Genomic DNA, 14,334 nt, shown 5'->3' on the forward strand with positions numbered 1-14,334 from the left:
AAGGTAGCAGTCGCCTTTCATGGCTACCGCCAGCGGCTCCGCGGTCGCGCGCGGCAGGCCGCTCAGCCCGCCGTCTCCGGTGACGGCTTGAGTGCCGACGGCACCGCCTGGGCCGCTGCCGCGATGGTCGCGACCATCGCGGCGGCGCACAGCAGGGACCAGCGGAGTCCGGCGTATTCCACGAGGGCCGCGCCGAGTGCGGCGCCCGCGGTCAGGGCGAGGATGACCCCGAGCCGGCGGGCCGCCTGCCGGCTGCCGTGCCGGAGGCCGGCGGAGTCCTGGACCAGGCCGATCAGAGCTCCGGTGAGGCCGAAGGTGACCACCAGGTCGGGCACCGCGAGCCTGCGGACGGCGGCGCAGTGCGCGCCCATCGTCAGCGCGAGCAGTGCCGTGATCGTGTGCCGGGCGGCCGGGGCGGGCGCGGGGGCGAGCCACGCGAGCGCGGTCGCCGCGGCGAGGAAAGCGGCCTCGGCCGTCAGCACGTAGCAGAACCAGTGCTGTCGGCCCCTCCTGGTGGCCAGGCGCTCCCCGAGGCCGGCCAGGACGATGCCGGTGACGAACGCCGCGATGGCGACCAGCGGGCCCAGGTCGGAGTAGCCGGGGACGCCGCCGAAGGCGAAGCCGAGTACGACGACGTTGCCGGTCATCATCCCGGTGAAGACCCTGCCCAGGCCCAGGAAGCTGATGGCGTCCACCATGCCGCTCACCAGGGTCAGGGCCAGGATGACCGCCGGCAGCGCCTCGCCGCCGAGGGACGCTTCACGTGACCGGGACAACGTCGGCCTCCTTCTGTACGGAAAGGTCCTGCCTATCAGCGCCCCTTGGCGGGCAGCGAACAAGCGGAATCTTTCACGCCAGTTGACACCTGTGGATCACAGGCGCATCGCGAAGGCGATCTTGACATGCAAGGCGATCACTGAAGTTCCCCCCTTTCTCCAAGGGTTGCAGCGCTGGTCAGGCACCCGCCGCGGACATTCGCCCCCGGTATCCCGCCAGGGACCACCGCATACCGGACAAGAAGAATCGACCGGTTCGGCGCGGCCGGAGGCGGAAGCCGGACGCCGCGCTCCCGGGGCCGGGGCCGGGGCACGGCACACGGCGTCGGCGCGCGACCGCGGCACGCAGGACAAGGCCGTCCCGGTGGCCGGCCATGATCGAGCCGGCCTGTCCGGCCTCTATCCGCGTACCCGCGCGCGATCCGCCGTCCCGACCGAAACCCGGTCGCGGCGGATTCGCGGTGTGAAGAGCTCCACATGCGGTGCCCGGCCTCCGCAAGCATGCGCCCGCCGCCCGAGGCAAAGCTCCCCTCATGACAAAGCACCGAGTGATCATCGCGGAGCACCGCCGGACCGGTTCGTCAGTGGCCGGCGTCGGACGGGAGGGCCGCGCGTGATCACGCACTCCTCGTATGCCGTCGAGCCGTGGGCGCTGCGCGAGACCCGGCTGAATCCGGATGTGCTGCCGCAGAGCGAGTCCGTGTTCTCGCTGTCCAACGGCCATGTGGGCTGGCGCGGCAATCTGGACGAGGGCGAGCCGCACGGCCTGCCCGGCTCGTATCTCAACGGGGTGCACGAAGTGCATCCGCTGCCGTACGCGGAGTCGGCGTACGGCTATCCCGGTTCCGGGGAGACGGTCATCAACGTCACCAACGGCAAGCTGATCCGGCTGCTGGTGAACGACGAGCCGTTCGATCTGCGGTACGGGCGGCTGCACTCGCACGAGCGCACGCTCGACCTGCGTGCCGGGCTGCTGCACCGCACCTGCGAGTGGACGTCCCCCGCCGGGTGCAGGATACGGGTGCGTTCCACCCGCCTGGTCTCCTTCACCCAGCGGTCCATAGCCGCCGTCCGCTATGAGGTGGAGCCGCTCGACGGCGGGACCCGCGTCGTCGTGCAGTCCGAGCTCGTCGCCAACGAGCAGCTCCCGGAGAGCTCCGGCGACCCCCGGGCCGCGGCGGCGCTGGACGCCTCGCTGGAGCCGGAGGAGAGCTTCGCCTCGGACATGCGGCTGCGGCTGGTGCACCGTACGCGCGGGAGCGGCCTGCGGGTGGCGGCGGCCGCGGATCACAGGGTGACGGGCCCGGCGAGGACCCGTACCGCCGCCGAGAGCGGGGAGGACGTCAGCCGGCTGACCGTCACCTCGGAGCTGGCGCCGGGGCAGGCGCTGCGGCTGGACAAGCTGGTCGCGTACGGCTGGTCGGGGGTGCGTTCGCTGCCCGCCGTGCGGGATCAGGTGGACGCGGCGCTGGCGGGGGCGGCCGACACGGGCTGGGAGGGGCTGGTCGGTCAGCAGCGGGCGTTCCTGGACGACTTCTGGGCCCGGGCCGACGTCGAGGTCGACGGCGACGCGCAGATCCAGCAGGCCGTGCGGTTCGCCCTCTTCCACGTGCTCCAGGCCGGTGCCCGCGCCGAGCGGCGCGCCATCCCGGCGAAGGGCCTGACCGGCTCCGGCTACGACGGCCACTCCTTCTGGGACACCGAGTCGTTCGTCCTGCCGCTGCTCACCTACACCTCGCCGGACGCCGTGGCCGAGGCGCTGCGCTGGCGGCAGAGCACGCTGCCGGCGGCCCGTGAGCGGGCGGGCCAACTGGGCCTGCGCGGCGCGGCGTTCCCGTGGCGGACGATCGACGGCGCGGAGTGCTCGGCCTATTGGCCGGCCGGTACCGCCGCGTTCCACATCAACGCCGATGTCGCCGAAGCCGTCGTACGGTACGTGGCCGCCACGGGCGACGAGGAGTTCGAGCGGACGACCGGCGTGGAGCTGCTGGTGGAGACGGCCCGGCTGTGGATGTCGCTGGGGCATCACGACCGGCACGGGATCTTCCACCTCGACGGGGTGACGGGGCCCGACGAGTACAGCGCGGTCGCGGACGACAACGTCTACACCAACGTGATGGCCCAGCAGAACCTGCGGGCCGCCGCCGACGTGGTGTGGCGGCACCCGGAGGCGGCCGCCGCGCTGGGGGCCGACGACGAGGAGAGCGCCGCCTGGCGGGACGCGGCCGCGGCGATGGCCATGCCGTACGACGAGAAGCTGGGGGTGCACGAGCAGGCGGCGGGGTTCACCGGGCACCAGGTCTGGGACTTCGCGGGGACGCGGCCCGACCAGTACCCGCTGTTGCTGCACTTCCCCTATTTCGACCTGTACCGCAAGCAGGTGGTCAAGCAGGCCGACCTGGTGCTGGCGATGTACAAGCGCGGTGACGCGTTCACCGCGGAGCAGAAGGCGCGCAACTTCGCCTACTACGAGCCGCTGACGGTCCGGGACTCCTCGCTGTCCGCGTGCTGCCAGGCGGTGATGGCCGCCGAGGTGGGCCATCTGGACCTCGCCTACGACTATGTGGGCGAGGCGGCCCTGATGGATCTGGAGGACCTGGAGAACAACACCCGCGACGGGCTGCACATCGCGTCGCTGGCGGGGACGTGGATGGCGCTGGTCGCGGGGTTCGGCGGCATGCGGCACGCGGCGGACGGCGTGCTGAAGTTCGCGCCCGTGCTGCCGGAGAAGCTCACGCGGCTGGCCTTCACCGTGCAGGTGCTGGGGCGGCGGCTGCGGGTGGAGGTGCGCGGCTCGTCCGCCACGTACACGCTGGTGGCGGGAGAGCCGCTGGAGATCCGGCACGCGGGGCGGCCCCTCACCGTGGACGGCACGGCGCCCGTCACGCGGCCCGTGGTCCCGCCGGTCCACCGCCCGGCGCCGGAGCAGCCTGCGGGCCGCCGTCCGGCGCGCCGGAGCTGACTGACCGGCCCGCCGCCACCGCCGCGTGATCCGGCAGCGGCGGGGGGGCCGGTCAGTGGCGGCGGGCCGGTCAGTCCGCGCCTATGACGAGGGCGTACGAGCCGAGCCCGATCAGCCGTTCGCCGGGGACGTTGCCACGGGTGGTGTGGAGGGTGCCGATGCGTCCGGTCCTGGCGTCGAAGGCGATGTCCTCGACGGTGCCGTGTTCCTCGCCGAGGTCCGTCAGGACGCGCGTGCCCAGGACCCGGGCGGTGCCTGGGTCCGCGGCGGGGTCGCCGCCCACGGTGACGGTGGAGCGGACGATGACCGCGTCCGGGCCGACGGCCCGTACCCGGCTCCACGGCAGGACGGAGGGGCCGCCGTGCCGGGTGCCGGCCAGCAGCAGGTGACCGACGCACTTGGTGTCGGTGTCGACCGTCAGGGCGTCCACGGTGCCCAGTTCGACGGCCTCCTCGGCGGTGACGACCGGCAGGCCGCGGGTGTGGGAGAAGAGCATCACCGGGCGTCCTCCGTCCCGCTCTGTCCGCGCCCGGCGGCGGCCTCGGCCTGCCGGGCGCGGAAGATCTCGACCTGGGCGGTGAAGCTGGGCAGGTCCTCGGCGGTGAAGCAGCAGGCGCCGGACGGCACGACGAGCGCCTGGCCGGAGGCGGCCAGGGCTTCGCCCCGGGGGACGAAGAGGCTGTGCCGATGGCGGTCGGGCGGTTCCGCGGCGGCGACGCGGAACCCGGCGACCCGGCCGTCCCTCTCCACGACGACGTCCTGGACGCTGCCGACCTCCCTGCCGTCGTCGGTCAGGACCCGCACGCCGAGCACGGCTCCGCGGGCCGCCTCGCCGGAGGCGACGACGGCGCCGGGGTCGATGAGGACCCCGGGGTCCGGGATCATCACGGCGTGCCTGCCCAGGGCGTGCACCCCCGACCAGGGCAGGCTCTGCGCCAGCGGGCCGGAGAGCAGGCCGAGTCCGTTGAGGGTGAAGCCGGTGATCTGCCCGGCCAGGCCGTCGAAGACGGTGTCCTTGACACGGGCGACGGCCTCTCCGCCGAGCGTCACCACCGGCCGCTTGCCGAGTTCGGAGGCGAGGGTCAGGGGGCCGTTCACCGCGCGCCTCCCCCGGTGCCGGGGCGACGGCGGCCGCGCTGCACCGCGATCACGGTGCCGGCCCGTCGGCGTACCTGTATGCCCGCTGTCGCCACGGCCACCGCGAGCAGACCCGCGATCACGACGATCAGCCACCCCCACCAGACCATGGTGTCCTCCCGGTCGGTTGCAGTCGGATCCTTACCGGCCACCTGCCGGTGCGGCCGTGTTCCGGTGTCGTCCCGTATGCCCGCGAGGGAGGCTCCGATGCGTCTCAACGGGCGTGCGGGAAAAGGACGTTGCGAGCCGGGGGCGCGCGCCGCCCGGGCGGGCGCCCGGCCCTGGCGCCCACCGGCACGTCCGGCCCGGCGCGGGGTCGGGCGAGTGACGCCACCAGGCCCTCACGGCTTGCTGAGCCACCCGGAAAATGACCTCGCCTCACCCTCATATCTCTCTTGGCCGCGATAGTTTTTCCGGTACCGCAAGTGGATATATTCCGCCTGTTCCTTCGCACCGGCCCGCGCGGCGGGAGCCGAAGGAGCGTCACGACGGTGAGACAGGGCCCCGCCCGGGCCCCTCGGGCAGGATGATCGCGACGGTCGCACGCGGTCGCGGTGACCGCGCAGGACGAGGAGGAAGAAGCGTGAACACCAGGCTGGTGGCCCTCCCCAGGCACCGCGAGCGGGACGACCAACTCGTGCTGCGGCTGGCGGGCGAGCTCGATCTGGACAGTGAGGACGTCCTGGCCGCGGCCGTGGCCAAGGCACTCAGGCGCGGGCACAGATGGATCGTGCTGGACTGCTCACTCCTCACCTTCTGCGACTCCCGCGGCATGAACGCCCTCCTCGCCGCGCACCGGCACGCCCGGGAGGCCGACGGCGGGGTGGGCCTGGCCGCGCCCGCCGAGCACGTCCGGCACGTGCTCACCCTCACCGGCATGGACCAGGCCCTGGCCACCACCGCCTCCGTCGACGCGTGCTTCGACCGCCTCGATCCCCCCGCCGACGCCGGGCCGCGGCACATCGGCCCTCTCAATTGACAGCGGCTCAGAAAAGAACAGCGGCTCGGAAAAGAAAGGTGAGTGGGAGCGCCGACAGCAGGGCACACGTCCGGCTGGAGGCTGATGACTATGGTTCCTCTGCTCCGCGTGAGCCCGGCTCCGGCCGGGCCGCCGCGGGTGCGTGGGCGGGGAGGCGCGTATGCCGCGGCGGCGGTCCACTGCCTGGCAGGGTGCACGGGACGTCACATGGGCCTCCCCCTTCCCGCATGACGCGACAGCAGCCATGACGTCCGCGTCCGAGCCGTTCGCGCACAGGGCGCTGTTCTACCGGGACGACGCCGAATACCTCGCCGGCACCGTGCCGTTCGTCGAAGAGGGGCTGGCCCTCGGCGAACCGGTGGCGGTGGCCGTGCCACGCGGGAACCTCGCCCTGCTGCGCCAGGCCCTGGGGACCGCGGACCCGGCCGTGCGGCTCGTCGACATGGAGGAGGCGGGCCGCAACCCGGGCCGGATCATCCCCCGCGTCCTGCGCGCGTTCGCCGACGCCCACCCCGACCGGCATGTCCGGATCGTCGGCGAGCCGGTCTGGGCCGGCCGCACCACGGCGGAGTACCCCGCCTGCGTCCAGCACGAGGCCCTGATCAACGAGGCGTTCAGCGGCCGCGACGTCACCATCGTCTGCCCCTACGACACCGGCCGGCTCTCCCCCGGCGCGCTCCTCGACGCCCGGGCCACCCACCCCGTGGTCGTCGAAGGCGGCCGGGAGCGGGGCAGCGTCGCCTACGACCCCGGCCGTGCCCTCGCCCGGCACAACCGTCCGCTGCCCCCTCCCGCCGGGGCCACCGCGTTCTCCTTCGCCATGGCCGACCTCCCGGAGGCGCGGCACCGCGCCGTCCGCCTCGCCGCCGGGCTCGGCCTCCCCCGGGCCCGGCACAGCGATCTGGAGCTGGCGGTGGCGGAGCTGACCACCAACAGCGTGGTCCACGGCGGCGGGCAGGGCACCCTGCGGATCTGGGCGGAGGACGGCCATGTGGTCTGCCAGGTCGAGGACCGCGGGCACCTGGACGACCCCTTGGCGGGCCGCCGCCCGCCCCTGCCCGGCAGGCCCGGCGGGCGCGGGCTCCTCCTCGTCCACTGCCTCACCGATCTCGTCCGCACCCACACCCACACCCACGGCACCACTACGCGTTTCTCCCTGCGCCGGTGACGCCCCGGCCGGGAGCGGGCACGCATGCCGCTCCCGCCAGAGGTCAGACGAAGGGTATGACCACACAACGCATGGACACCGAAGGAACACCCGTGGGCACGCGGCCCCGTGAGCAGGTCGCGACGGCGTTCGAGAGGCTGCACGCCGCCACGGCCGGACCGGACCGCCAGACACAGTTCTCGCGCGGCGCCCTGGCAGGCTATCTGTGGGCGCTGGGCCGCGGGGACGCGGCACCGATCACGGGGGCCTCCTGCGACGGCACCCCCGGCATGGGCCTGCTGACGGCGGAAGTGGACGCCGTACTGGTGCAGATGGAGGACTGCGCCCAGCGCACCGTGCCGCGCGACTACCTCTACGGCGTGCACGGCGCGCTGGCCTGGGTGTGCGGGCAGAGCGACGACCGCCCTTGACGGAGCGGCCCGGCTCGCACGTCCCCCGGAGCCTGTGAGAGACGCGGCAGCTGCTCGGTCGGCGGCTTCTCCACGCCGCCACGGGCCCGGTCACGGGCCTGCGGGAGCCCGGTCGATGTTCAATGCATGAAACATAAGTTATGCCCCATGCATAGACATATGCCCCGCCAGCCCCAGGGGTGACCCGGATCCCGACCCACCGACAGGTGACCATGAGCGCCGATCGCAAGAAGACTCGCAAGCCCGGCAGACCCGCCCCCTCGCGCGGGGGCGCGGTGGCCACCGACCGGATGCTCCGCATCCTGCTGCGCCGCGGCAAGAGCCCGCTGGAGATGGCGGACGTCACGGTCACGGACCGCCCCGAGGTCCGCCGGGCGGTGCTGGCCGCCGCGCTGGGCAACATGATGGAGTGGTTCGACTTCGGGGTGTACGCCTATATGGCGGTCACCCTGGGCAAGGTCTTCTTCCCCTCCAGCTCCTCCGGCGCACAGGTGGTCGCCTCCTTCGGCACCTTCGCCGCCGCGTTCCTCGTCCGGCCGCTCGGCGGCCTGGTCTTCGGCCCGCTGGGCGACCGCATCGGACGCCAGCGCGTGCTCGCCGCCACAATGATCATGATGGCGGTCAGCACCTTCGCCGTCGGCTTCCTGCCGAGCTACGCGACGGCCGGCTTCGCCGCGCCCATGCTGCTCCTCCTGTGCCGGCTCGTGCAGGGCTTCTCGACGGGCGGCGAGTACGCGGGTGCCACGACCTACATCGCCGAGTACGCCCCCGACAAACGCCGTGGCTTCCTGGGCAGTTGGCTCGACTTCGGCACCTTCGTCGGATACGCGCTCGGTTCGGGCCTGGTGACCGTGCTCACCGCCGTGCTCGGCACCGGCGGCATGACGGACTGGGGCTGGCGTCTGCCGTTCCTGGTGGCCGGGCCGCTCGGGCTGATCGGCCTGTACATGCGGATGCGGCTGGAGGAGACGCCCGCCTTCCGCGCCGAGACCGAGGCCGCCCAGGCGCGCCCGCCCGGCGCCGTCGGCCCCGAGCCGCACGAGGTGGACGAGGCGCGCCAGTCCGGCCACGGGCGGCTGAAGACCATCTTCACCCGGCACTGGCACGCGGTGCTGATCTGCATGGGGCTGGTGGTCGTCTATAACGTCACCAGCTACCTGGTCACCTCCTACCTTCCGACCTATATGACCGAGACCCTCGGCAAGGACGCCACCACGGCCCAGTTGCTGATCCTCGGCACCATGATCCTCGTCGCACTGACCATCACCGTCGTGGGCCACTCCTCCGACCGCTGGGGCCGGCGGCCGATGTTCATGGCGGGCAGCGCCGCGCTGGTCGCGCTGGCCATTCCCGCGCTGCTCCTCGTCCGCGCCGACGGGGTGCTGCTGCCGGCGCTCGGCTGTCTGATCCTCGGGCTGCTGCTGGTGTGCTTCGCGGGTACGGCCGCCTCGACCCTGCCCGCGCTCTTCCCCACCCCGCTGCGCTACGGAGCCCTGTCCGTCTCGTACAACATCTCCGTGTCGCTCTTCGGCGGCACCACACCGCTGGCCGTCTCCGCCCTGCTGGAGTCGACGCACGATCAGATGATCCCCGCCTACTACCTGATGGCGGCGGGGGCGATCGGTTTCGTCTCCGCCTTCTTCCTGCACGAGACGGCGGGCAAGCCGCTGCGCGGGTCGGGGCCGATGGTGGAGACGGCGGAGCAGGCCCGGCTGCTGGTCGCGGACAGCCGCACCGAGGCCGGGCGGCGCGCCAGGGAGATCTGGACGCATCTGCGGCACCCGAGGCACCACCGGCACCACGACGAGGGGTGACCGGCCCCGCTTCCCGCTGCTGACGCCTCGTCACATCCCTGCTCCGCCGCCGTTGGGCCGAACGACGGAGTCGTTGGGCGTGGTCGACGGCCGGGCCTCGGCGGCGGATGCGACGCTGCCCGTATCCCTGAGGACAATCCGATCAGCCGCATGGCCCGCTGCCGTCGCGCATGACGACGCGGCGCGTTCCGGCCGGCACCGTGGAGGCGAGTGAGTCGTGGTGGGACGCGGGCGGCCCGGGTGGCCGCGACGCCGTGGGCGGCTGGCCGGGGCGGTGGTCTCGGGCCTGCTGCTGATGCCGGCGCAGTTGCTCGGCACGGGGCGGGCGGCCGCCGTGCCCGGGCCGGTGGAGGATCCGGCCTCGCTGGTGAACCCGCTGATCGGCACGGCCGGTTCCGTCAACACCTTCCCCGGCCCCGACATGCCGTTCGGCATGCTCCAGTGGGGCCCGGACACCGCCCCGCACCGCGCGTTCGGCGGGGGCTACGAGTACCGGGACAGCAAGATCTCCGGCTTCAGCCTCACCCACCTGTCGGGGCCCGGCTGCCGGGCCGCCGGGGACGTGCCGATCCTGCCGGTCACCGGCCGCCTGCCGGTGAACCCGGGCGAGGCCGTGTCCGGTTTCAGCCACGCGCACGAGCACACCGGCATCGGCTACTACGGCGTGACCGACGACTTGGGCATCACCACGGAGCTGACCTCCGCGGTCCGGGCGGGACTCGGCCGCTTCACCTTCCCCCGGGGCGCCGATTCCCGTCTGCTGCTCAAACTCAGCGAGGGCGCCGCGCCGGTCGACCGCACCCGCGCCCGGGCGGTCGGTGACCACGAGGTCGTCGGCGCGGTCGACAGCGGTCACTTCTGCGGCGCCAAGAACCACTACACCCTGCACTTCGACATCCGCTTCGACCACCCCTTCACCGACAGCGGCACCTGGACGGACGGCGCGGTCCAGCCGGGCCGCCGCACCCTCACCACCGAGAAGGGGCGCGCCCCGTCCGCTCCCCCGGCGCCGGCTACGGGCGGGATGTATCTGACCTTCGACACGAGGGCCGCCCGGACGGTCACCGCCACGGTCGGCATCTCGTACACCAGTGACGCCAACGCCGCCCGCAATCGGGAGCACGAGGTGGGAGGCCGCGGGTTCGACGACATCAGGCAGCGCGGTCACGACGCGTGGAACCACGTCCTGGGGCGCGTGCGGATCGGCGGCGGCACCCACGACCAGCAGGTGCAGTTCTACACCGCGCTCTACCACGCGCTGCTGCACCCGAACGTCTTCTCCGACGTCAACGGCCAGTACGCGGGCATGGACGGGCGGACGCACACACTGGCCACGGGGCAGCGGGCCCAGTACGCGAACTACTCCGGCTGGGACACCTACCGCTCCCAGGCGCAGCTGATGGCGATGGTCGCGCCGCGGACCGCGAGCGACGCGGTCACCTCGATGCTCAACGGCTACGACCAGACGGGGCTGCTCCCCAAGTGGGCGCAGAACAACAGCGAGAGCCATGTGATGGCCGGGGACCCGGCCGCCGCGATCATCGCCGGGACCCATGCCTTCGGAGCCCGCGGCTTCGACACCGCGCACGCGCTGGAGGCGCTGGTCCGCGAGGCGACCGAGCCCAACGCGAACCGGCCGGGTGAGGCGGTGCGCGACGCGAAGGGGTATCTCCCCGCCGACCACGCCGCCTGGGGGTGCTGCAACTTCTACGGTCCGGTCTCCACCCAGCTGGAGTACGACAGCGCGGACTACGCGCTCGCCGCGCTGGCCAGGTCCCTGGGCCGGCCCGACACGTACCGGCGCTTCGCGGCGCGGGCCCAGGACTGGCGCAACCTCTTCAACCCGCGGACCGGCTATCTCCAGGCCAGGCTCGCCGACGGCCGGTTCGCCCCCCGCTTCACGCCCGCGACCGCGTACGGCTTCATCGAGGGCACCTCCGCCCAGTACACCCCGATGGTGCCCTTCGACCTCAAGGCGCTGATCGCGGCGCGGGGCGGCCCCAAGGCGTACGGCGACTACCTCGACAGCCTCTTCACCGACCTCAGGAGACCCAGCGGCACCAACGCCGACCTCGGCAACGAACCGAGCATGGGCATCCCCTGGCAGTACGCCTACCTCGCGCAGCCCTGGAAGACACAAGGGCTGATCCGCCGGATCCAGCAGACGCTCTACTCCAACGCGCCCGCCGGGTCCTTCGGCAACGACGACCTCGGGGCCATGAGCTCGTGGTACGTCTTCTCCGCGCTCGGTATGTATCCCGAGACCCCGGGGACGGACACCCTGGTGCTCGGCAGCCCGCTCTTCCCCCGGGCGGAGCTGGCCCTGCCGGAGGGCCGGCGGCTGGTCGTCAACGCCCCGGGGGCCAGGGCCGACGCGCCGTACGTCAGGGCGCTGGAGGTCGACGGCCGGGCGTGGGACAAGTCCTGGATCGCCTTCGGCGCGCTCCGCCACGGCGGCCGCCTCGACTACACGCTGGACAGCCGCCCGCACACCGACTGGGCCTCCGCGCCGGATTCCGTACCGCCGTCGGACACGACGGGGCTGCGGGAGACACACGCCGCCGGTGACCACCGCGGGGCCCGTCACCTCCTCCGCGCGAACCACCGGTCCAGGTAGGACCCGAGCGCCCGGGCGTCGGCCGTCCGGGCGCGCAGGCCGATGTGTCCGTCGGGGCGTACGAGCAGCAGGGTGCCGTCGGGGAGCCGCTCCGTCCGGATCCGGAACAGCGCGATGGGCATCACGTACTTCTCGGTCAGCTTCCTCAGTTCGCGCATGTCGCCGCCGTCCCCGGTGAGCAGCAGGGACCAGCGCTGGTAGGAGAGCAGGTCGTGCAGGCGGCCCGGGCCGGTCTCGCTGGTCACGGCCAGGTCGGGCAGCCTGTCGCCCGGACGCGGCCCGCTCCGGCCGCCGCGGCCGGTGGAGAGCGCGCTCGCGCGGTGGGTCCTGGCGAAGTCGCTGAGGAGGAGGGCGCCTCGGTGGCCGAGGCGTTCGCTGCGGAGGACGTGCGGGAGGAGCAGGCCGATCGCGGCGAGGGTGGCGCGGTTCGGGGGCAGCTCCAGGACGTTGCGGCGCATGTGGCGCATCACTTCGCGCGCCGTGTGCCGCTGCTCGGCGCTGTAGGTGTCGAGCAGCGCGTCGGGGGCCCAGCCGTGGTGCACGGCGGCGAGCTTCCAGCCGAGGTTGTGGGCGCCGAGCAGGCTGGTGTTGAGTCCGCGGCCGCCGATCGGTGCCCAGAGGTGGGCGCTGTCACCCGCGAGGAGGGCCCGGTCCTGGCGCAGCGTGGCCGCCAGGCGGTCCTGGCAGCGGGACCGCTTCGCCCAGTGGGGGTCGGTCGGCACGAGCCGGACGCCGGGTTCGCCGGTGGCGCGGGCGACCGTGGCCTCCATCTCCTGTGGCGTCGGCGGCTGTTGGATGCGGGGGTCGGGGTCCGGGCAGAAGGCGAAGAACCGGGTGCCGCCGCCGGGGACGGCGTCGGCGATCAGGGTGACGCCGTGGTTGATGAAGATGCGGGTGACCGTGGGGTCGTAGGGGTGGCTCCAGTCGGGTTTGGCGTTGAGTTGCAGGCACTGGAGGTTGTCGCGGCGTTCGCCCTCGAAGGGGATGCGCAGGGAGGTGCGCACGACGCTGCGGGAGCCCTCGCAGCCGATCACCCACCGGCAGCCGACCGTGCGCGTCCGGCCGTCGGGGCCGCGCAGGTCGACCTCGGCGCCTTCCCCGCCGAGCCGTACGGCCACGGCCTCGGTGGACCACTGGACGTCGGGGCCCAGTTGGCGGAGGCGGCCGTGGAGCAGGCGCTCGACCGCGTCCTGCTCGATGGAGAGCGGGCCGGGGTAGGCGGTCTCCGGCATGTGCATCTCATGGCTCCCGGCAGGGCGGCCGCGCACATGGAAGTCGGCCCTGCTCAGCGGCAGCCCCTCGCTCATCAGCGCGTCCGCGCACCCGAGGTCGCGCAGCGCCTCCATGGCACGCTGCCAGATGACGCTGGCCCGGGAGTCGCGTTTGGTGCCGGGGCTCTTGTCGACGACCACGGTGTCGATGCCGTAGCGGCGCAGGGCGACGGCCAGGGTCAGCCCGGTGGGTCCCCCGCCGATGACCACGACGTCGCGCGCGTCCCTCGCGGCGCTCATGCCGGACCACCGTCCTTGCGGATGAACTCGATCAGGCGCGCGAAGCTGTCGTCGCCGTGGCCGGCCTCGATCGCCCGCCCGACCAGGCCCTGGCACAGCTCGGGCAGCCCGGAGGACGCTCCTCGCAGTTCGCCGGCGTGGGCGACGACGTCCATCGTCATGTGGTGGAGTCGCAAGGGGAATTCGCCTCCCGGGTACCGGCCCGCGTCGATGTGCGGCGCGTAGGTGGTCATATAGGTGCGGACGGTCTTCATCCAGCGGTCGGCCACGGCTGTGTAGGCCGTCGCCGTCACATTGCCGCCCGGTCCGTCGGCGCCGAGGAGCGCCGCCCCGTGCAGCCAGCCGGTCAGGGTGCCCCACATCAGGGCCAGGAGCGCGGTGTCGTGGACGGAGGGCAGCGCGGGGTCGGTGCCCAGGTGCACCGGGTCGCCGAGGGCGGCCAGGGTGCCGCGGCAGTCGTCGAAGCCGGCCTGGGGTCCGCCGAAGAGGAGCAGGACGTCCGGGGTGCCGATGCCCTGCGGTGTCGTCATGACGACACCGTCGAGATAGCGGATGCCGTGCCGCCCGGCCCAGGCGTCCGTCCGCCGCGCGTGGACGGGCGAGCCCGAGGTGAGGTTGACGACGGTGCGCCCCGCGAGTTCGCCGGCCGCCGGTGCGAGGACGGCGTGGACGGCGTCGTACGTCGCGAGGCAGACCACCGTCAGCGGGCTCGCGGCGGCGGCCCGCGCGGCCGAGGGCGCTTCGGCGGCGCCTTCGGCCACAAGGGCGCCCGCCTTGCCGGGTGTCCGGTTCCAGACGGTGACCCGGTGGCCCGCGGCCAGGAAGGCGCCGGCCAGCGCCGCGCCCATCGGCCCCAGGCCGAGTACGGTCACATCGGCACACATGATTCCCCCCTGCCTCATGCATCAATGCGGGACCACGCGTATTCCCCTCGCGTTCCCCTCGCGTCCGGCATTCACC

General features: G+C 73.2%; 12 protein-coding genes. 6 read left to right on the plus strand and 6 right to left on the minus strand.

Annotated features, from left to right (window positions below):
- Window positions 1-62: 62 nt before the first annotated feature.
- Window positions 63-776, minus strand: coding sequence for a YoaK family protein (locus tag ACZ4A5_RS18475; protein WP_467584574.1), 714 nt, complete (start codon window positions 774-776; stop codon window positions 63-65).
- A 613-nt stretch (window positions 777-1,389) separates the two neighbouring features.
- Between ACZ4A5_RS18475 and ACZ4A5_RS18480 the strand changes: the two genes are divergently transcribed.
- Window positions 1,390-3,738, plus strand: coding sequence for a glycoside hydrolase family 65 protein (locus ACZ4A5_RS18480; RefSeq protein ID WP_467584577.1), 2,349 nt, complete (start codon window positions 1,390-1,392; stop codon window positions 3,736-3,738).
- Window positions 3,739-3,808: 70 nt separating this feature from the next.
- Here the strand turns inward: ACZ4A5_RS18480 and ACZ4A5_RS18485 are convergent, their stop codons facing one another.
- The 3 genes from ACZ4A5_RS18485 to ACZ4A5_RS18495 are packed head-to-tail and all read right to left on the minus strand — an operon-like array spanning window position 3,809 to window position 5,093.
- Entirely contained in the window at window positions 3,809-4,234 is a 426-nt protein-coding gene (locus ACZ4A5_RS18485; protein ID WP_467584579.1) for a PRC-barrel domain-containing protein, read from the minus strand.
- Window positions 4,234-4,836, minus strand: coding sequence for a PRC-barrel domain-containing protein (locus tag ACZ4A5_RS18490; RefSeq protein ID WP_467584582.1), 603 nt, complete (start codon window positions 4,834-4,836; stop codon window positions 4,234-4,236). Before ACZ4A5_RS18490 ends, ACZ4A5_RS18485 begins: the two co-directional genes overlap by 1 nt.
- On the minus strand, window positions 4,833-5,093 hold the full coding sequence (locus ACZ4A5_RS18495) for a hypothetical protein (RefSeq protein WP_467584585.1): 261 nt from the start codon (window positions 5,091-5,093) through the stop codon (window positions 4,833-4,835). Before ACZ4A5_RS18495 ends, ACZ4A5_RS18490 begins: the two co-directional genes overlap by 4 nt.
- A gap of 365 nt (window positions 5,094-5,458) precedes the next feature.
- Between ACZ4A5_RS18495 and ACZ4A5_RS18500 the strand changes: the two genes are divergently transcribed.
- The 5 genes from ACZ4A5_RS18500 to ACZ4A5_RS18520 all read left to right on the plus strand — a co-directional run bounded on the left by ACZ4A5_RS18500 (window position 5,459) and on the right by ACZ4A5_RS18520 (window position 11,863).
- Window positions 5,459-5,854: an STAS domain-containing protein gene (locus tag ACZ4A5_RS18500; protein WP_467584588.1), complete on the plus strand. Its 396-nt coding sequence runs from the start codon at window positions 5,459-5,461 to the stop codon at window positions 5,852-5,854.
- A 244-nt stretch (window positions 5,855-6,098) separates the two neighbouring features.
- A complete protein-coding gene (locus ACZ4A5_RS18505; RefSeq protein WP_467584591.1) occupies window positions 6,099-7,022 on the plus strand; it encodes an anti-sigma factor RsbA family regulatory protein in 924 nt (307 codons plus the stop codon).
- A 92-nt stretch (window positions 7,023-7,114) separates the two neighbouring features.
- Window positions 7,115-7,432 carry a hypothetical protein gene (locus tag ACZ4A5_RS18510; protein WP_467584595.1) on the plus strand — a complete coding sequence of 106 codons (318 nt, stop codon included), beginning with the start codon at window positions 7,115-7,117 and terminating at the stop codon, window positions 7,430-7,432.
- Between the two features lie 290 nt (window positions 7,433-7,722).
- Window positions 7,723-9,246: a glycine betaine/L-proline transporter ProP gene (gene proP / locus ACZ4A5_RS18515; protein ID WP_467584730.1), complete on the plus strand. Its 1,524-nt coding sequence runs from the start codon at window positions 7,723-7,725 to the stop codon at window positions 9,244-9,246.
- A 217-nt stretch (window positions 9,247-9,463) separates the two neighbouring features.
- Window positions 9,464-11,863, plus strand: coding sequence for a GH92 family glycosyl hydrolase (locus ACZ4A5_RS18520; RefSeq protein WP_467584598.1), 2,400 nt, complete (start codon window positions 9,464-9,466; stop codon window positions 11,861-11,863).
- Here ACZ4A5_RS18520 and ACZ4A5_RS18525 read toward each other — a convergent pair.
- A complete protein-coding gene (locus ACZ4A5_RS18525; RefSeq protein WP_467584601.1) occupies window positions 11,830-13,374 on the minus strand; it encodes an FAD-dependent oxidoreductase in 1,545 nt (514 codons plus the stop codon). The genes ACZ4A5_RS18520 and ACZ4A5_RS18525 overlap by 34 nt on opposite strands.
- A complete protein-coding gene (locus ACZ4A5_RS18530) occupies window positions 13,371-14,258 on the minus strand; it encodes an NAD(P)-dependent oxidoreductase (protein ID WP_467584603.1) in 888 nt (295 codons plus the stop codon). Before ACZ4A5_RS18530 ends, ACZ4A5_RS18525 begins: the two co-directional genes overlap by 4 nt.
- Between the last annotated feature and the right edge of the window lie 76 nt (window positions 14,259-14,334).

It is taken from the genome of Streptomyces sp. NPDC025618 (assembly GCF_055558795.1).